Raw genomic sequence first — 17,896 nt, 5'->3', positions numbered from 1 at the left:
TCAAGCAGTCGGGCAGACTCCGGAACGATCACAGAACGCTGAGTGGTCGAGCGGCCACGGATGACCGGGCGGGTGGCGTTTGCAGGTTGCAGAGAGTGTGGCTACGGCTGCCGAGCTGGTCGTGACAGAGGTGCCGCCGGATGATGCCGGTGCGCGGACTGCAGATCAGTACGAGTGGCAGGCGGTCATGGCGGCGGCCGACGGCCTACGGCTGTACCTCGACTCATTGGACGTGAGCGGGCGCCTGGTGTCAGCCGATGGTTGTCGGGTGCTGTGTGAGCGGCATGAGGACTGGGTGACGCTCCGCGGCGAGGACGCCGAACTAGTGTCAGCCAAGCACTGGGGGCTGTCGTTCGGCGCTTACACCACGTTGAATTCTCTGGCGGACGACGGCGGTGTGGGACACCTCTTCGGTCGTTGGCTGGTCATGCAGGAGAAGGCGATCTGCCGGCTTGTTACCACCGCAGGACTGGGTGATGGACAACCGAAGCATCTGGGCATTCTGGCAGAAACGCTGCGTGACCGCCGTTTGGCCGGGCGAGAGCTAATCGCACCGGGCGAGTTCGACGAGCTGCTGACCGCCTTCGGCAAGGCTCTGCTCAAGCATTGCGACGGGCTTACAGATCGGTGGGAAGCCGACGCCAGTGGCCTGGGCGAGACGGTCCCGACCGCCGAGCACCGGCAGCAGATGGCTCGTTTCCTCTCCATGTTCAGGTATCAAGCAAGTCCGACCAAGGAGGTTGTCACCTTCGCGGCCCCCAACATGTACGCCCAACCAGTACTCAACCGCCTTGGCAGCACTGTAGCGGCGGAGTCGGTGTGGCAGGCCGTGGTTTCCTTGTTCCGGGCCCGCATGCGAGCTGGTGGACCAACGGAGGCAGGCGGCCTACCAGCAGTTCTGGTCGCTCCCGTGGGTGCCGCTGCGCCGAGCGTCGTCGAGCGTGAGAAGGAACTTACGAGCCGGATCGTGACACTCGGAGATATCGATATGGCCATCCGCACCGCGATCGCCCACCCAGCAGGTTTCGCCAGGCTGCCACGGATGGTTCGCACCAGCCGGCTCGCCATCAAGATGCAGGTCGGCGGATGTTCTGACAACGCCGTCGAGCGAGCCGAGCAGCTTCGCCTGGACTACCAAGATCTCTGGCGTGACCGTACAGCGTCCGATCCCCAGGCACGCGTAGACCAGATGCGGCTACGGCGTGCACTGCTTCGCATCAGCGACGTCGCAACATCAAAGGTAAAGGCACCTACCACCAGCTGGGGTGCCGAGCTGTGGCGCGAACTCGAAGCTCAACTGGAGCAGCAGGCCGCGACGCTGCCGCACGAGGTCGATGTAGACCTAGCTCTCGGCGGTCTGTGTGACCTGTCGAATGAGTGCAAAGTGTGGTTCAGCGAGAGCTTCGACATCGATGCCGAAGTGGCTCACCGTCGAGGCGAACGAGGTGCCGGCCTGTGACGACGACTTTCCAGGCCGCCGAGCTGGCCCTGCTGCGAGAGGATCTGGCCTACCACCAGGCACGCGTCCTGCTGCTGGTAGCCGCCACCGCAGCCGAGCCAGGACACAATCGCAAGCTCGACGGTCTGACGAAGCTTGCGAAGTTGGACTTCCTACTGCGATACCCAGCGTTGGCAACTCAGGTTCTGGACGCATTAGGCAGCGACGACCCTCGCCTGCATCTTAACGACGAGGAGCGCCGGGAGCCGACTGCGGTAGAGGCGCCGATGACTCGCTACAAGTACGGGCCTTGGGACGACCGCTACTACGCCATCATCGGCGCGTTGGTGGGCCGCGGGTTACTGCGCTACACCAGAGGCCGCAAAGGCAGCGTAGCCCTCGTAGCCACAGCCGCCGGTCGGGAAATGGCCGATGAGATGGCCCGCTCGTCCGCTTGGTCGGAGATCGCGGACCGTAGCCAGGCCATCGCGCAAGCGTCTATCGGCCTAACTGGTAACGCTCTGAAGGAACTCATCTACCAGAGGTTGGCTGACCTCATGGACCGACCCCACCGGCAGGTAATCCGTTGACCACGAACTTCCGCCTCAACAGGGTTCTTCTCGACACCATCGAAGGACCGGTGCGGTATGCGTTCCCTACGGATCTGACGATTCTCTCCGGGCCAACCGGTGTCGGGAAGACCACGTTGTTAGAAGCGATCAAATTCGGCTTTGGCAGCGACGGCATGCTCGCTCCCGTCATTACCGAAAGCGTCACCGACGTCAGCGTCGATGTGACCATCGGAAGAGCCCGCTACCTCCTTGTGCGTAGCACCGACGCCAACAAGCGTGGCAGTGTGCGAGTGACCGACCTGCGTATACAGGAGCGGCTGCCGGACCACAGCGTCAACCTGGATCACGTGCCCAGCCTGAACTCGCTGCTCATGAACGCACTGGGCTTTCCCGACAACATGCGTGCTGCCGCTCGGACCGGGGGCAGCACAAACGCTGGTACGCGAATATCCTTCGCAGACATCCTTTCGTTTATGTACATAGCTCAATCTGAGATGAACCGTGACATCGCCCGCAGCCAGGACACGTACCTGGAGTCCAAGCGCAAGGCTGTGTTTGAGCTGCTATTCAGACTCACTGATGCGGATATTCTGTCGCTGCGCTCAGAGGCAAATCGGCTTCACGGTCAGGTAGCCGCAGCGCAGAAAGAGACCGAGACCGTTCGCAGCTTCCTCCACACCACCAACACCACGGGCAAGGAGGAGGCGCTCGACGCCTACGGGGATGCCACCAACGATCAGATCGCCGCTGAGGCACAACTACGTGTGCTGCGAGCAGCGATCAATCCGGTCACCGACCGGGAGACCCAAGTAATGCGGGACCTCCTCACCGACACCGAGCGACGACTAGCCGACGCTCGTGCTGCGGTAACGACACTAACCCGCCAACGCCGGGACTTGACCAGCGAGCGGCGCCGCGTCGAGGCAGATCTCGCGCGCCTGCAGCGCATGCGCGACGCCGGCGCCAGGATCGCGAATATCGAATTCATTACATGCCCACGATGCGTACAGTCGCTGGCAAGCCGCCCGGTCCCTGAGGGTTCATGCCGTGTTTGCCTACAGAACGATCCCGTCACCACCGGGCCTGACGACGACCAGTACGAACAACACCAGCTAACCGGCCAGCTACGGGAGATGGATGAGCAACTCGACGCTCTAGACAGTCAACTCGACGCCGTCAACGAGGCGGTCGACGAACGTGAAACGCTGATCAAACACCTGACCCTCGAGATTGAAACGCGTACCTCCGAGCGGGTCACGCCCCGCCTGCAGGCATACACCGACGCATCCAACAAATTAGCCGAGGCTCGGTCCCGCCAACGGGAACTCGAGACTGTCTTAAGGCAGTGGGATCGTGTGGACGACCTCGCCGCCTCCGAGAAGCGCCTCAGCGCTGAACGCGATCGCGTCCGGGCAAACCTTGCCCAGCGCGAGACGAACCTCAACAAGCGGCGGCAGTCCATCCTCGATGACCTGAACACCGAGTTCGCCCGAGCAATGCGCAGCATCGGGGTCCCGAGCATCGAAACCGCTACCATCCACCCCACGAACTACCTCCCGCTGCTGAACGGGCGGCTCTTCTCGAAAGCAAGCAAAGGCGGCGGCATCATCACCGCCACGCAGATAGCCTATTGGACATCGATTCTCTACGTGGTGGTCTCCCGCGGCGACACCAGCTTCCCGTCATTTCTTCTTATTGACAGCCCTCGCATGGCGTTGAACGCGGCAACCGACATCTCGACAGCCCTCTACCAGCGACTCGCGAACACTGCGGCCGCCCTCCCGGGAAAGCTGCAGTTTATCGTCGCCGACAACCAACTGCCTAGCACGGTGCGACGCGAGTTCTCAGAGATTGACTTCGACTACGACCACCCCACTGTGTCGACCATCCATCATCCCGGTCCGTCCGCTGTCCGGACGATGCACGACAACGAGGCCATGTAAGGCTATTACACGAAGAACCGCAATCTATCCGAGCCAACTACACGACCCAGCACGCGTCAGTCAGGCTACTTTGAGTAATCAAGCTAGCGCCCGGCTAGGGCCACGAGCAGAGTGAAACGACAGGGTCAGCCCGTGTCAATTCGCGAGATCGGTCCACTACGGATGCCGGTGCTGGGTGGCGATCTCCTTGAAGCGTGCTGTCGAGGAGATCTGCATGAACTTTCACCCCCTCAACCTTCCGGTCAACTCCCCATCGCGAATGCTTGAGTTGATCACTGACAACAGTCCCGGCATGGCCGCATCGGTGAACGATTACAACGACCGCCTCGCGGCGGTCTATCAAGAACTCATTCTGTCGATGGAGCACCCAGCGGTAAAGTTGGTAGCGAGCCAGACTTTCAACGACTTCAACGATGTGTTGTTCGACGGGATGGCCGGCCGGGGCACCTCCGCTCTCAGAGGCACGCGAACGCTGATCGAGGATGTCCTCAGTTTCCACGCTGTGTCAACCGACGAGGATCTGGCTGAGCGTTGCATCGAGCATTGGCCAATTGGCGTGCGCCATGCAATGGCCTGGGCCCCTTTCACGCTACCTGACGGGAAAGGCAGCCAAGGCAGCAGCTCATCACCGGCGGACACTGCTCCACGACACTGAGCGCGAAGTCACCTCGCTACTTAATCGCTACGGCCGCGAATACCTCAGATCTTGGCATGCAGGATCGGTCGCCGTACGAGCGGAACAGGCTGGCATGGCGGACATCTATCCATTTTACCGATACCTCTCTGCCTCAATCCATGGCGCTGCCATCAGTGGCGCAGGCACGTTCTGGGCACACGAGGGTGCACTGGTCACTCGATTGGGGCCTGCGCTTGAAACCTGCCCGCCGGCTATAGCTACCTCCCTGACACTCATGCGCAGGTTTCTCGACCGAGCCGGCGTATACCAGCCGGGGACATGCAGTTCCCTTTCAGCCGCCGTCAGCGGTATAGATGCACAAATGGCGGAGTACCTCAACACCATCGGTGGCCTTGAGCGCATGTTTCTAAACGAGGAGGACCCAGCGATCGCAGCGACAGCCAAGAAGTCGATGAAATGGCGTACCACACAATAACGGCCATGCCCGAGGTTGCGCCACGCGCATCCGTCGCATGGCTTTGGGGAGCCGCGCTGAGCCGGCTGCTTCCGGATTAGGCACTGGATGTTCATCGCACCATCGGAACTCTGAGCAGGCTAAACGCCGCACCGCAAATCTTCGGCAAGCGATCACAGCAGTGCCGCCCTGCGACCAATTACTGACCTTAAGAAACGGGAAACCGCAGGTCATCGGCTTGCGGGTTATAGAAGCACACGGTTTAGGAAACCGATGCTCTATCCCCTGAGCTACGAGGGCGCGAGCGCATAGTCTAGCGACCTGGGGGTTCACCTGGGGTGGCAGGGAGTGGCCCACGTTCACCCACGTTCCCCGGACCGCCGTTCGCCCAGCCCAGGGAGTCTCTATGCGAGTTCGCACAGCGCCACCTCTGCCGATCTTGGCTGTTTGGGCTGGTAGAGGGTCTTGTCGCGGATGCAGGCCCAGAGGACGTTGAGGCGTTGTCTGGAAAGGGCGGCGGTGGCTTGGCGGTGAGTCTTTCCTTCGGCTCTTTTCTTGTCGTAGTAGGCGCGTGATCGTGGGCAGTGGGTCAGGGCGGTGAAGCTGGACATGCTGAACACCCGGCGCAGGCCGCGGTGGTAGCGGTGGGGCCGAACCTGATGACCCTGCCTGCGGCCGGAGTCTCGGGAGATCGGCGCGAGCCCGGCGTGGGCGGCGAGTGCAGCGGGGCTGGAGTAGGTGGTGAGGGTGCCGGCGTGGGCGAGGAACTCGGCGGCGAGGGTGGTGGCGATGCCGGGCAGGCTGGTGAGGATCTCCCCCAGCTCGTGCTCGGCGACCACCGCGGCGATAGTTTCCTCGATGGCGGTGATGCGGTCGTTGACCGCTTCGAGGTCGGTGGCCATCTGACCCACGATCAGGGCCGCGGTGGCCTCTCCCGCGACGGAGACGGTTTGTGTCCGCGCGGCGGCGTGAACTTTGGCGGTGAGTGTCTTGGCGGCCCACACGCCGTGCTGGCGTAGGTAGGCCAGGATGCGGGCTTCGCCGGCGCGGCGCAGCCCGGCGGGGGTCTGCCACTGCGCGAGGAGCCGGAGCGCACCTCTGCTGCGCAGATTCAGCGCCTTCTCCAAGGCGGGGCTGATCATGGTCAGGAGGTCCTGGATGCGGGCGGTCCTTCTCGCTCGTGCTGGTCAAGGGGCATGGACCCGCCGCGGTTCAGTAGCCACAACTTCGGAAAGGGCGATCGGTCGCAAGTCTCCATCCAGTGCTGATACAGCGGTCGTCAGCGAGGGCCGGGGCGTCCTACTCCTAGCTGGCCATGACATCGGCAGCACACACCCAGACAGTCACCCGACCCTCCGGGTCCAATCGGCAAACGACATCATTCGATGTCTGGTTGCGGGTTCGGACGAACTCCTGGAGCCTGCTGCCGTTGGCATCGGCTGTTCGGGACGTCACGCCGGCACGCCGCGGCGGCCTCACGGCCTTCCCGTCTCCGGCGACGGTCACTCGGCGGCGATCCGTACGTCGTCCGACGAGTCCGCACAGGGAGGAGAACGACGGCATGACGGTGGTATCGGGGCAGCGGCCGACAGCGGCGAGGCCATCGGTCGCCGGGCAGGCTGTTTAGGTGTCGAGGCCTGCGAGGTTGAGGCGTTCGAGCAGGCTGGGCTTGCGGGCGTGCACCGCCCGTAGCTCGGCCAGCCGGTTTCGGAACGATGCGCTGGCTCCGTCGCGGTCGCCGAGATCGCGCAGGTCAACGAGGAGTTGAACTGCGGTGTCGTACTCGCGGGGCTTCTTCGTGGCGATGAGTTCGTCGACCCGCTGCCAGGCGGCGGGTTGGTCGACCGCGAGGGCGTCGAGGTGCCGTTGCCGGGCGGCCGCTGCGGACCGTTCCCTGCGAGCCCAGTCGCGTTCGCGCTGCTCGGCGTCCCGTCGTTCCCGTTCGGCGCGCAGGTCCGCGGCGATGGCGAGTAGCTCCCCGGCGGTGCGGGCGACTGCCGGGGTGGGCGTATCGGTGCGGTGTGCGTCGCGGTAGCGGCGCAGCAGTTGGCTGCGTAGGTGGCTGTCGCCGCCGGTGATCAGGTCGGTCAGGATGGCGTCCTTGTCCCGGGCGGGAAGCCCGACGACCCAGGTGCGGAGTTGCGCCGCGGTCGGTTCACCGGAGGCGACCGGCACCGACCCTGCCGCCGCGGCCGCGATCAGGTCGGGGTCGATGCGCAGAAACTCGGCGACGGCGGTGAGGGGCGCGTCGAGGGTGCCCATGCCGGCGGGGACGGGCGGTTCGGGCTCGTCGTCGGCGATCTCCTCGGACTGTACGCAGCGCAGCCAGGCCAGGTATAGCAGGCGCAGGTCGCCGGCGGCGAGGCCGGCCCGGACCGGGATGATGGAGGTGAGCAGACCGTGGCCGTCGAGGTCCCACTCGTCGGTGCCGTCCTCGTCCTCGTCATGGAGGTCGACGATGACGTGCTTGCCGGCGGCCCACACGGACGCGCTGTCACCCTGGCAATAATGGGCGACGGTTGCGGGGTCGAGCACGTGTTTCGGTAGCCGCAGCATGAGCTGGCGGGTGCCCCAATTGGCCAGGTACAGGTGCGCGTCGAAATACCGTTCCATCAGCCTGCGCGGGTCGCCCTTGAAGTTGCCCCACTCGTAGGTGTTCACGAAGCTGGTGGCGGTGATGTCGGCCCGGGTCGACATCGACCGCAGGTCGGCCCGCTCCCGGCCGGTGAGAGGCCGGTCGACGGCGGTAAATTCGTAGTACTGGTACTCGCTCATCGTGGCCTACCTTCCGGCCCATTGCCGGTAGGCGTCGATCCACGCTCTGCCGTCCGGCGCGGGGGTGGGTAGCGGCAGGTCGAGTAGGCCGATCCTCTGCCGGTGGCGACCTCGGGTGCAGACCGCGACGATGCTGTCCGCGATCAGGTCGACCTTTAGCACCGTGACCTCGACGCCGAGGACGGTGGTCGTGAACGGCACCACCAGGTGCTCCTCGATCATGGTGAACAGGCCGGTGAGCTGCTCGTCGTCGCCGTACGCGTCGACCGTGGCTTCCTCGATCATCGCCTCCAGTGCGGCGTGTCCCTTCGATGCCATCGGCGGAGGATATCGGACCGGTGTCGGGGTGTTCGGAGCCAGATACGCGAGGATGGTCGGCATGAGTTCGGTGGCCGAGTTCGTCGATCTTCGCCGGGAGGTCGAGCGGTTACGGGCGGAGAACACTCGACTGGCGCGTCTGCTGGAACTGCGCGGCCAGGACACGACCGCGGCACCGGAGCAGTTGTCCGCGCCGGTTGAGCCGCCAGGGCTGGTCACCATGGCTTCGCCGACTCGGGACAAGCTGGCGTTGTTCGCCGACCGGTTCCGGGCCCGGTCCGACGTGTACGCCGTGCGGTGGGAGAACGCCCGTACCGGCGCTGTCGGGTGGATGCCCGCGGTCGCTGGCGGTTGGCGTAAGGGTATGGACCGGCGCGGTGCCACCTACCTGCCACGGACGACGGAGGTCGTTGCGGCGCATCTGGTCGGCGACGTGTTCGTGGGCCTGTACCCGCTGATGCCCGGCAACACCTGCCACTTCGTCGTGGCCGACTTCGACGGGCCGACGGCGATGCTCGACGCCCTCGCGTACGTGAAGGCGGCACGGGCCAGCGCGGTGCCCGCCGCGTTGGAGATCTCCCAGTCGGGCCGCGGCGCCCACGTGTGGGTCTTCTTCACCGGCGCGGTTCCCGCGGCCACCGGGCGGGCCGTCGGCACCGTCCTGCTGCGTGAGGCGATGGTGCTGCGCGGGTCGATGGATCTGCGCTCGTACGACCGACTGTTCCCCAACCAGGACGTCCTGCCCGAGGGTGGCTTCGGCAACCTCATCGCCGCACCGCTGCAGGGGCGGCGCCGCAAGGACGGGCTGACCACGTTTCTCGACCTCGGCACGCTCGAGCCGTACGCGGACCAGTGGGCGTTCTTGTCGACGCTGGACCGGCTCAGCCCCGGCGACGCCGAACACGTCGCCCGGCAGGCCAAGCAAGCCGTCACCGGTGCCGACGTCGCCACGATGAGCCGGTCCGCCGCGACGCAGGTCCATCCTCCGCTGCCTCCGGTGGTCCACGCGGAGGCCGGTCCCGGGCTGAGCATCGACGCCGCACAGCTCACCCCCGCCGCTCTGGCGACGTTCAAGCACGCCGCCGCCATAGCCAACCCGAAGTTCTACGAGCTGCAGCGACTCCGCAAATCCACCTGGGACACCCCTCGCTTCATCCAGGGCTACGACCTCACCCTCGATGACCGCCTGGTTCTCCCGCGGGGCCTGCGGCACACCATCGCCACGATCGTCGAACGCGCCGAGTCGCGGCTGGCTGTCACGGACGTACGAAACTCCGGGGCCGAGATCGAAACCGCGTTCGCCGCCGAACTCACCGGCAAGCAGGCCGACGCGGTCGGCGCGCTTCTCGCCCACGACAACGGAATTCTGGTCGCCCCACCGGGCTCCGGCAAGACCGTCATGGCCTGCGCCGTGATCGCCGAACGCACCACGTCCGCCCTGGTCCTCGTCGACCGCAAAGCCCTCGCCGACCAGTGGCGCGTCCGCATTGAGCAGTTCCTCGGAATCAAGCCCGGTCAACTCGGTGGCGGCCGACGCAAACTCACCGGCACGGTGGACATCGCACTGCTGCCGTCTCTCGCGCGACGCGACGACGTCGCCTCCCTGACCCAGGGGTACGGGCACGTCATCGTCGACGAATGCCACCACCTCGGCGCGGCCGCGTACGAGCACTCGGTCAAACGGATCGCCGCGCAGTTCTGGCTCGGCCTCACCGCCACCCCCACTCGACGCGACGGCCTCGGCCAACTCGTCACCTGGCAACTCGGACCCGTCCGCCACACCCTGACCGACGAGGAACCGGGCACCCTCGCGGCAGCGATGCACGCCGACGCCGGACCCCGTCGAACGCTGTTCATTCACGAGACAACATTCCAGCCCGGCTACATCGACCTTGACGCGCCCGGCGCGCTCGCCGAGGTGCACCGAAGACTCGCCGTCGACGAGTCACGCAACGCTCGGATCGCCGACGACGTCGTCGCGGCCCTGACCCGTGGACGCAACTGTCTCGTCCTTACCCGGCGGGTCGCTCACGTCGAGGCACTCAGCGCCCTGCTCTCGACGCTCGGACACCAGGCGCTCGTGCTGCAAGGAACGATGAGCACCACCAACCGACGGACCATCGTCGAACGACTCGACCAGGCCAAGACCGGCGAAGGCCTCCTCGTCATCGGCACCACACCGTTCATCGGTGAAGGCTTCGACGCCCCCGCCCTCGACACCCTCTTCCTCGCCGGCCCGATCTCCTACGACGGGCTACTCGTCCAATGCGCCGGCCGCGTCATCCGCGCCGCACCCGGCAAGGACCTCGCCGAGGTCCACGACTACCACGACCCGGCCACCCCTATCCTCGCCGCCTCACTCCAACGCCGCATGCCCGGATACCGGGCCCTCGGCTTCACCAAAACATGAATGCCTCCGATCGCGGTCATCACTGCCTGGCGGAACGAGGAACAGGGAGCGGTAAGCGGCCGGCTGATCCACTTCGCTCGGTGCCAATGCGGCGGCTGATCCCAACCATGCCCACGAGGAGCAACGTCTTCGCCAGCACGATGGGAAACAAGCCAAGCGTGCTGGGCCTAGCGTAGTAGGCTGACGGGCATGGGTCGGTTCTCCGAGGATGAGCTGCACGCGGTTGTCTCCAGGTATGAGGCGACGCGGGCACAGGCGTTGACCGAGCGGGACGAGCAGTTGCGGGCGTTTCATGCGGCCGGCTGGCGGCCGGTGGACCTGCAGCGGGTCACCGGATACAGCCGGGAGACGATCCGTCAGGTGCTACGACCGGAGGTCCGGCGGGCGACCAACATCAACCGACGCAGGACATCACCCCAACCGCCGGCGGACTACCAGCCCTACGGCGACCGGAGGCCCTACGTCGTGGCCCAAACCCTTGCCGAACTGCACGGCCCCACCGAAGGCGCGGTGACGCTTCCGCGTCATCTCGACTGGTCCGGGCACCCCGAGTACGACCTGAACCGGACCACACGCCTGGCCAGCATGTACAAGGTGGTACTCACCGAGGCGAGCACGGTCGAGGACCTGAACACCTGGCTCGACGCCGACCTCCTCCGAAGGCTCTGGCCCACCCTCTGGCTGCCACCCCAGCTCCGCCAGCGCTGGGAAGATGCCTTTCCCGAACTCGCCGCAAACCGCAGCAACGCGGCATAGCGGTGGACCCCTTCCACGAACGCCTCGCCCGTACCGGGCTCGGGGCAGCCGATCGATACGGCTTCGCTCTGGCGGGCGGCTACGCGGTGCAGGCCGCCGGGCTCCTGGAGCGACCCAGCGAGGACGTCGACCTGTTCACCGCCTGGGACCGCCGCGAGGAGTTCACCACCGCGGTCACCGCCGTCGTGCACGCCTACCGAGACGACGGCCTGACCGTCGAGACCGAGCGGCAGTACGACACGTTCGCCCGGCTGGCCGTCACCGACGGCATGCGGATCTCCAAGGTCGAACTCGGCGTGGACTGGCGTGCCAACGAACCGATCCTCATGGCGATCGGACCGGTACTGCACCCTGACGACGCGGTCGCGAACAAGATGAGCGCACTCTACGGGCGAGCGTTCGCTCGTGACTTCATCGACATCGACGCCACGCTCCGATCCGGCCGCTACACGCGCCAGGCCCTTCTCACCCTCGCGCAGCGCGCCGACCGTGGTTTCGACCGCCGCGTCTTCGCCGACGCTCTCGGACAAGCCACCCTGCTCGATCCTGACGACTTCGCCCAGTACGGCGTCGCCGACCGAGCGCTGGACGATCTTCGTAGCCGATTCGCCGAATGGCGCCGGGAGCTGCTCGGCGAGAACGAACCCGCCGAGGATGCCTCGGCTTCCGGCTCGCGGCAGCATTAAGCCTGCACTCAGGACCCACAGCGTTCCAGCTGATCTTCGGCAAGCGATCGCAGCAAGGCCGCGAAGCGACCGGCACATACAGGTAGAAAACAAGAACCCGCAGGTCATCGGCCTGTGGGCATCGGCGGAGCGTCGGGTTAGGAAACCGATGCTCTATCCCCTGAGCTACGAGGGCGCGAGTGGTCAGTGTAACGACCTGCGCGTTGACCCGCGTTGGCAGGGACTGACCACGTTGCGGTGCTTGTAGAGCTGCTTGTCGGAGACTGGCGGCCGGCCGCCGCAGCTGCCGAGTCGACGGCTGCCCTGCTGGTCAGCGCGTTCGGGGATGGTGTGCCCGATACCGCGCTGGCGTAGGTCGGTCCGGATGGCCTTGGAGCTGTAGCCCTTGTCGGCGATGACGTGATCCGGGCGAACCCGAGGTCGAACGGGCCCGGACCGCTCGACCCGGATCGCGGCCATGACCTCGGTGAAGCGGCTGCAGTCGTTGACGTTGCCGCCGGAGAGCACGAACGCCAAGGTCCGCCCGTCGCGGGTCGGAGCGCGCAACGCGGCGAGTGCCGGGTCGTCGTACCGGGCGTTCGCGACCACGAGCGCCCGCCGCAGCCCGGTCACGGGCCGGCTGGGTTGAGCCAGGAGCGCTGCCACGATCGGCGCGACATCGACGTCGGCGGCGACCTCCACGTCGACCCCGGCTACGGTCAGCCGCACCCGGCGGCGGCCGGCGACGCGGGCGAGGCAGCCGCGGATCGCCTCCACTACCTTCGTGAGGCCCCTGCGGTCCGCAGGGCGGTGACGATGAACGCGATCACGCCGAGCGCTCGATCCCGGGCGCCGTCGGGCGCGGTGCCGGTCGCCGCCGCGTCGATCCGAGTCGCGCCCGCGTCGGCCAGCGCGAGCCGCAGCATCCCGGCCAGCTCATCGACGCCGTCTGGCCCGCACCGTCCTAGCGGAACTAGCGCTCGTCTCGCCGGCCGCTTGGCCACCGACGTTTGACGCACTGACTGTCACGGCGATACCCCGACCGTCCTGCAGCGTCGTAGCGCTGGATACCAACGCCTTGTCAGAACAGGTCGGCGGGTAGCTGGAAGGTCAGCCATCCGGCGACCGCACCGTGCGCCTCCAGTCGCACGGGCGGGTGCCAGCGCGGTCACAAGGGATCACAGCAGTACGTCCCTGCGACCCGCGCCCGCGCCCGCGCCCGCGCTGCAGGAGCAGGAAACCCTAAGGTCACCTGCGTTGGCCGCTGCGGGTCAGCCCCGCACCGCAGCCAGGCACTCGTCGTACAGGTCCATGATGTCGCCCTTGCCGTCGTTGGCGACCCACGTCATCGATGCGGCATCCAGGCACGCGAACGCCGTCGCGATCACCGCGCGCGCCTTCGCGCCCTCCTTGTCGGTAGCTGCGTCCATACGGGTCTCGATGAGCGGCAGCAGGTTCTCCTGGAATCGCAGTCGCTTTTCAAGCCAACCGGCACGCAACGAGGCGGTGTTGTGGAGGAGGCGGAACCGCTCCAGGGCCTGTTCTCGGCTGTCGTGCAAGGCCAGTACGGCAGCAACCCCTGCGCGCAGGGCCTCCCAGACACCGGAATCGGCAGGCTGTTCGCCGATCGTGTCCATCAGGACCTGCCCGAACCGGTCCTGACCTCCGCCGAGAAGGTCCTCCTTGGTGCCGAAGTAGCGGAAGAGGGTGCGCTGGGAGACGCCGGCCTCCCGGGCGATCTGGGCGATGGTCGTCTCGTCGTAGCCCTGCTCGGTGAACAGGCGCAGCGCCGTCTTGAGGATCTCCTGGGAAGCCAGCTGCCGTGTCCGGTCCCACAGCGTGGTCGGTGCGCCCGTCGCTGACTTGGCCTCCTGCTTCATGCCACCCAGACTAGCCCGGCACTGCCATCCTGACAGTGACATCACGTTTGGCAGTCACTGCCAGGATGTCGTACGCTGCCAGAGGCAGTGACGCAGCATGCCCACGGCCCCACGGACAGGGCCGCCCCCGGCCCAGAAGTACGCAAAGGAGCGCATCATGCCTGCACCCACAGCTTTGATCACCGGTGGAACCAGCGGCATCGGCAAGGCGACCGCCGAACTACTCCACTCCCGCGGCTACCGCGTCATGGTCACCGGCCTCGGCAATGTCGCCGACGCCGGGCTTCCCGAAGACGTCACGGCCGTCCGGGCCGACGCACGGTCCCTGCCAGACATCGACCAGGCGATGGACCAGGCGCGCCAGCAACTCGGCTCCCTCGACCTGCTCTTCCTCAACGCGGGCATCTCCCGCCCCGGCCCGATCGAATCAACCGACGAAGACGCCTTCGACGTGCTGTTCGACATCAACGTCAAGGGAAACTTCTTCACCCTGCAAAAGGCGCTGCCGCTCCTCAACGAGGGCGCCTCGGTCGTGTTCACCGTGGGCGCCGCCGAAGGGCTCGGGGCCGCGATGACAGCAGCCAAGGGCGCTCTGCTACCCCTCATGCGGTCCCTCGCGCTCGAACTCGCCCCCCGCCGCATTCGCGTCAACGCGGTCAGCCCGGGAATGATCAACACCCCTGTCTACAGCAGGATGGGTATCTCCCAGGAAGTGATCGACTCCTGGGCCCGGGACGTCCCGCTCGGCCGCGTCGGCGCTCCCGCCGACATCGCCGAAGCCGTGGCCTTCCTCGCCTCGGACGCCGCCGGCTACATCACCGGCGACAACCTCACCGTCTCCGGCGGCATCGGTGTTCACTCCAACGCCTGACGAGCAATTTGGCTCTGATCTGGAAGGTTCACCAGGTCCGATGCTCAGGCTGTAGCCCTGGCGAGCCGACGGCCCGAGCGGGAAGCCGGCCGACCGCCAGGCACCGGACTGCGACACGGATGCAGCCTGTCGTGATCCACTTCTCGTGATCGGCCTGCCTGCCTTGCCCATTACCCCTGCCTGCCCGATTGCCCTGACCGCCTCTCCCAGCCGAGGACCACCCCGAGCACACGAACGCCGGTTTGCGACCGGCGGTCGGCCGCAGTGACCCGTGTTGGCACCGGTTGGCACCGGTTGGCATCCGCTGGAGAGCACACACCGCACACATCGTCGAGGATCAATGGCCTTCGTCCCCATACCCCGTCGCCGGCGTTGCCACCGAAGAACCTGGGAGCGCGGGTCTGTCCCCGGTTCGCTTGGACCCGCCGCGATCCTGGCCACGACGGTCCCCACGTGTCCGCACATGCCAGATTCAGGTGTCCGGGAACGAGGGGAAGCTCACTCCAGGCCCCTGAATGTGAAACCTGGTTTGGGCTGTCGACGCTGTGGTGAGGATCCTCGTGCTCGGCGATGACCAGCCGGGTCTCGTAGGCTCAGGCCGTGGAAAGCAGCCGAGGGTGGATCATGGCGCAGCTGTTGGATGCGGCGGAGAACGCCTCCCCCGTCGACGCGGTCGACGCGGTCACCCGGGAACTCGGTGTGGCGCTGGGGGCGCGGAGCGTCGCGTTCTTGATCGCGGACCTCAGCGGCCGGGCGCTGGTCCGGCTGACCCGCGTGCCGCTCGGCGGAACCGGTGCGGGACGCCGGGGCGGTGACGAGGTCGCCACGGTGATGCCGTTCGATGGCGGCCCCGCCGAGCAGGCGCTACGCACCCAGACGGTGCATGTTGTCCCGCAGCCTGACACGTGGACGGTGCTGGCGCCGGTGACCGACCGCGGTGAGGCCATCGGCCTGCTCGAAATGAGCCTGCCGGACGAGCCGGACCCGCGGGCGCTGGAGGAGATCACCCGTACGGCACACGTGTTGGCATTCGTGGTGATCGCCAACCGGCGGCACACCGATCTGTTCGAGTGGGGGCAACGGACGACCCCGTTCACCCTGTCCGGGGAGATCCAGCGGCGCCTGCTGCCCGCCTCGTTCACCTGTGAGGCCAGCGCGTTCACCCTGTCCGGCTGGCTGGAACCCGCCGCCAGCATCGGCGGGGACACCTTCGACTACAGCCTCGCCCGCGACGTGCTGCACTTCAGCGTCACCGATGCGATGGGCCACGGCGTGGCCAGCGCGCTCACGGCCACCCTGGGCGTGGGCAGCCTGCGCAACAGCCGCCGCCGCGGGGTCGGTCTGGTGGAACAGGCCGACGCCGCGAATGCCGACGTGGCCGGCCATGCCACCGTGCCCGGCGGTTACATCACCGCGGTCCTCGGCCGTCTCGACCTGCGCACCGGCGTGTGCGCGCTGCTCAACGCCGGGCACGTCCCGCCGATGCTGGTACGCGACGGGAACACTCGGGTGCTGCCACTACCGCCCAACTTCCCGCTGGGAATGTTCGCCGACGCCGGACACCGCGCTGGCGAGGTCGAGCTGCGGCCGGGCGACCGTCTGGTGGTGATCACCGATGGCATGCGGGAGCGCAACGCCGCCAACCTGGATTTACCGACCATGTTGCGGTCGATCACCGGTCTGCATCCACGAGAGGCCGCCCGGGCGTTGGCCGACGCCGTCCTGGAGGTCAGCGGACCAAAGCTGGCCGATGACGCCACCCTGTTCATCCTCGACTGGCACGGCGGGCACCGCGAGGACCGGCGTACCAGCGCCGGCGCCGACCAGGAGCGTGCCAGCGCCGCTCTGCCCGACTGACTACCGGCCTGGCGCGTGGTCGGTGGACGGCACATCGGCTTCGGCCGCCTGCACGCTGTCATAAACCTGGATCACTCGATCCACCGACGTGACCGTCAGGACGCTGTGCACGGCGGGCTGCGGTGCCGCGAGGCTCATCCGACCGCCCACGTCGCGCAGCGCCTTGAACATCACGACCAGCGCGCCCAGTCCGCTGGAGTCCATGAATCCCACCCCGGCCAGGTCCACCACCACGTGGTGGTCACCGGCGTCGACCAACCGTTGCAGACGCTCGCGCAGCTGCGGGGATGTCGCCATGTCCAGCTCGCCGCGCGCCTCCAGCACGGTGCAACCCCGGCCCGGCCGGACCGACAGCAGCAGTTCCACAGCAACCTCCCCCACGCCCCGATGATCCCCGCCTACCCTATTCTGCCGACGGGTGAACCGCCGTCGGCCCGGGCACGTCGAGCCGGCACCTCTGACTGTTTCGCCTCAGCAGAACCGGGGTAGGGCTGATCACCACTGGAGCATCGCGCCTCAGGGTGACGCGGTAGGCCGACGGTTCAGGCACGGGCCGGGGAGGAGCTGTGCAGTGCGGGTGAGCATGAACCTGTCACTTCCACGGCAACCGTCGTCGGTGACCCGCGCCCGCCACGTCCTCACCACCCTGCTGAGCCTCACCGATGTCGCCGAGGACTCCCGTGACCACCTCGCCGTACTGATCAGCGAGGCGTGCGCCAACGCGGTGCTGCACGCCGATCCCGACAGCGTCGTCGACATCACCATCGTCATCGACGACGACGTCTGCCTCCTCGAGGTCGGCAACCGCGGCAGCATCCCCGACGGCGGTGGCCTCGACGCCGAACTCCCCGCCCCGCTCACCGTCGGCGGTCGTGGACTGCCCCTGATCGCCGCGCTCGCCGACACGGCAGCCTTCGTCGACGGGCCACCGGGCCATGTGCTGCTCCGCATCACCAAACATCTCACCGACGCACGAACGGCACCGATCCGATAACCGGACGCCCGCGCCATCCGCCGAGTCCGAGCCGATGTCCGGTCTTCGGTGGGGGCGTCTGGCGGCTGGCGGCCGACATGGAAAGAGGTGCGACGAGCAGGAGTACGCCGGCAGAGCCGAGGTGGTTCGCGCTGGCGAGCCAGTCAGCTCACCGCCCGCCGATGACCTCAGGCGTCAGTGTGCCGCGTCCCATGCTGCTGGTTCTGGTTTTGCCGGAGGGCTTCCTCCAGCTGGTCTTCGAGGATGATGATCCGGCAGGCAGCCTCCAGGGCGGTACCCTGGTCGACCATCTCCCGGGCCCGAGCGGCCAGGCGAAGCTGGTAGCG

The 17,896-nt window shown here is 66.7% G+C and carries 17 protein-coding genes and 1 pseudogene; 10 read left to right on the top strand and 8 right to left on the bottom strand.

The window, feature by feature from the left end; genetic code table 11:
• Nucleotides 1-121: 121 nt before the first annotated feature.
• The 4 genes from ACFYPR_RS05675 (at nucleotide 122) to ACFYPR_RS05660 (ending at nucleotide 4,608) form a co-directional block, all read left to right on the top strand.
• On the top strand, nucleotides 122-1,459 hold the full coding sequence (locus ACFYPR_RS05675) for a hypothetical protein (protein WP_387258714.1): 1,338 nt from the start codon (nucleotides 122-124) through the stop codon (nucleotides 1,457-1,459).
• Nucleotides 1,456-2,028, top strand: coding sequence for a hypothetical protein (locus ACFYPR_RS05670; RefSeq protein WP_387258713.1), 573 nt, complete (start codon nucleotides 1,456-1,458; stop codon nucleotides 2,026-2,028). The genes ACFYPR_RS05675 and ACFYPR_RS05670 overlap by 4 nt, the downstream gene beginning before the upstream one ends.
• Nucleotides 2,025-3,953 carry an AAA family ATPase gene (locus ACFYPR_RS05665; protein ID WP_387258711.1) on the top strand — a complete coding sequence of 643 codons (1,929 nt, stop codon included), beginning with the start codon at nucleotides 2,025-2,027 and terminating at the stop codon, nucleotides 3,951-3,953. The genes ACFYPR_RS05670 and ACFYPR_RS05665 overlap by 4 nt, the downstream gene beginning before the upstream one ends.
• A 175-nt stretch (nucleotides 3,954-4,128) precedes the next feature.
• Entirely contained in the window at nucleotides 4,129-4,608 is a 480-nt protein-coding gene (locus ACFYPR_RS05660; RefSeq protein ID WP_387258710.1) for a hypothetical protein, read from the top strand.
• 840 nt (nucleotides 4,609-5,448) lie between these two features.
• Here the strand turns inward: ACFYPR_RS05660 and ACFYPR_RS05655 are convergent.
• From ACFYPR_RS05655 to ACFYPR_RS05645, 3 genes are all read right to left on the bottom strand, one after another.
• Nucleotides 5,449-6,186, bottom strand: coding sequence for a transposase (locus ACFYPR_RS05655; protein ID WP_387258708.1), 738 nt, complete (start codon nucleotides 6,184-6,186; stop codon nucleotides 5,449-5,451).
• A 481-nt stretch (nucleotides 6,187-6,667) separates the two neighbouring features.
• Nucleotides 6,668-7,819: a hypothetical protein gene (locus ACFYPR_RS05650; RefSeq protein WP_387258706.1), complete on the bottom strand. Its 1,152-nt coding sequence runs from the start codon at nucleotides 7,817-7,819 to the stop codon at nucleotides 6,668-6,670.
• Nucleotides 7,820-7,825: 6 nt separating this feature from the next.
• Entirely contained in the window at nucleotides 7,826-8,137 is a 312-nt protein-coding gene (locus ACFYPR_RS05645) for a hypothetical protein (RefSeq protein WP_355068604.1), read from the bottom strand.
• Between the two features lie 61 nt (nucleotides 8,138-8,198).
• Here ACFYPR_RS05645 and ACFYPR_RS05640 point away from each other — a divergent pair, with 61 nt between their 5' ends.
• The 3 genes from ACFYPR_RS05640 to ACFYPR_RS05630 all read left to right on the top strand — a co-directional run bounded on the left by ACFYPR_RS05640 (nucleotide 8,199) and on the right by ACFYPR_RS05630 (nucleotide 11,989).
• Nucleotides 8,199-10,547, top strand: a complete 2,349-nt coding sequence (locus ACFYPR_RS05640; RefSeq protein ID WP_387185769.1) for a DEAD/DEAH box helicase family protein — start codon at nucleotides 8,199-8,201, stop codon at nucleotides 10,545-10,547.
• A gap of 189 nt (nucleotides 10,548-10,736) precedes the next feature.
• Nucleotides 10,737-11,303 (top strand): hypothetical protein, encoded by a 567-nt coding sequence (locus tag ACFYPR_RS05635; RefSeq protein WP_354859520.1) that lies wholly within the window; start codon nucleotides 10,737-10,739, stop codon nucleotides 11,301-11,303.
• Nucleotides 11,304-11,305: 2 nt separating this feature from the next.
• Nucleotides 11,306-11,989 carry a nucleotidyl transferase AbiEii/AbiGii toxin family protein gene (locus ACFYPR_RS05630; protein WP_354859518.1) on the top strand — a complete coding sequence of 228 codons (684 nt, stop codon included), beginning with the start codon at nucleotides 11,306-11,308 and terminating at the stop codon, nucleotides 11,987-11,989.
• Nucleotides 11,990-12,172: 183 nt separating this feature from the next.
• Here ACFYPR_RS05630 and ACFYPR_RS05625 read toward each other — a convergent pair whose 3' ends face one another.
• From ACFYPR_RS05625 to ACFYPR_RS05615, 3 genes are all read right to left on the bottom strand, one after another.
• Entirely contained in the window at nucleotides 12,173-12,745 is a 573-nt protein-coding gene (locus tag ACFYPR_RS05625; RefSeq protein WP_363936584.1) for a transposase, read from the bottom strand.
• Nucleotides 12,745-12,894 (bottom strand): hypothetical protein, encoded by a 150-nt coding sequence (locus ACFYPR_RS05620; protein ID WP_363936587.1) that lies wholly within the window; start codon nucleotides 12,892-12,894, stop codon nucleotides 12,745-12,747. Before ACFYPR_RS05620 ends, ACFYPR_RS05625 begins: the two co-directional genes overlap by 1 nt.
• A 345-nt stretch (nucleotides 12,895-13,239) precedes the next feature.
• The gene (locus tag ACFYPR_RS05615; protein WP_354859512.1) at nucleotides 13,240-13,848 is read right to left on the bottom strand and encodes a helix-turn-helix domain-containing protein; all 609 of its coding nucleotides are present in this window, start codon (nucleotides 13,846-13,848) and stop codon (nucleotides 13,240-13,242) included.
• A 97-nt stretch (nucleotides 13,849-13,945) separates the two neighbouring features.
• Here ACFYPR_RS05615 and ACFYPR_RS05610 point away from each other — a divergent pair, with 97 nt between their 5' ends.
• Together ACFYPR_RS05610 and ACFYPR_RS05605 are read left to right on the top strand one after the other, a co-directional pair.
• On the top strand, nucleotides 13,946-14,719 hold the full coding sequence (locus tag ACFYPR_RS05610) for an SDR family oxidoreductase (RefSeq protein WP_363936589.1): 774 nt from the start codon (nucleotides 13,946-13,948) through the stop codon (nucleotides 14,717-14,719).
• A gap of 600 nt (nucleotides 14,720-15,319) precedes the next feature.
• Complete coding sequence (locus ACFYPR_RS05605) at nucleotides 15,320-16,576, top strand: PP2C family protein-serine/threonine phosphatase (protein ID WP_387185762.1); 1,257 nt, start codon at nucleotides 15,320-15,322, stop codon at nucleotides 16,574-16,576.
• On the opposite strand, the gene ACFYPR_RS05600 is transcribed toward ACFYPR_RS05605, so the two are convergent.
• Nucleotides 16,577-16,957: an STAS domain-containing protein gene (locus ACFYPR_RS05600; RefSeq protein WP_355068614.1), complete on the bottom strand. Its 381-nt coding sequence runs from the start codon at nucleotides 16,955-16,957 to the stop codon at nucleotides 16,577-16,579.
• Between the two features lie 190 nt (nucleotides 16,958-17,147).
• Between ACFYPR_RS05600 and ACFYPR_RS05595 the strand changes: the two genes are divergently transcribed.
• Nucleotides 17,148-17,570, top strand: coding sequence for an ATP-binding protein (locus ACFYPR_RS05595; protein WP_354859505.1), 423 nt, complete (start codon nucleotides 17,148-17,150; stop codon nucleotides 17,568-17,570).
• 167 nt (nucleotides 17,571-17,737) lie between these two features.
• On the opposite strand, the pseudogene ACFYPR_RS05590 reads toward ACFYPR_RS05595, so the two are convergent.
• A pseudogene (locus tag ACFYPR_RS05590) lies at nucleotides 17,738-17,896 on the bottom strand (MerR family DNA-binding transcriptional regulator); the annotation flags it as partial.

Origin of the sequence: Micromonospora sp. NPDC005254, assembly GCF_042872525.1 — a bacterium.
Lineage (GTDB): Bacteria > Actinomycetota > Actinomycetes > Mycobacteriales > Micromonosporaceae > Micromonospora.
The sequence above is the reverse complement of the archived record's forward strand: the minus strand, read 5'-3'. Positions and strand labels throughout refer to the sequence as shown.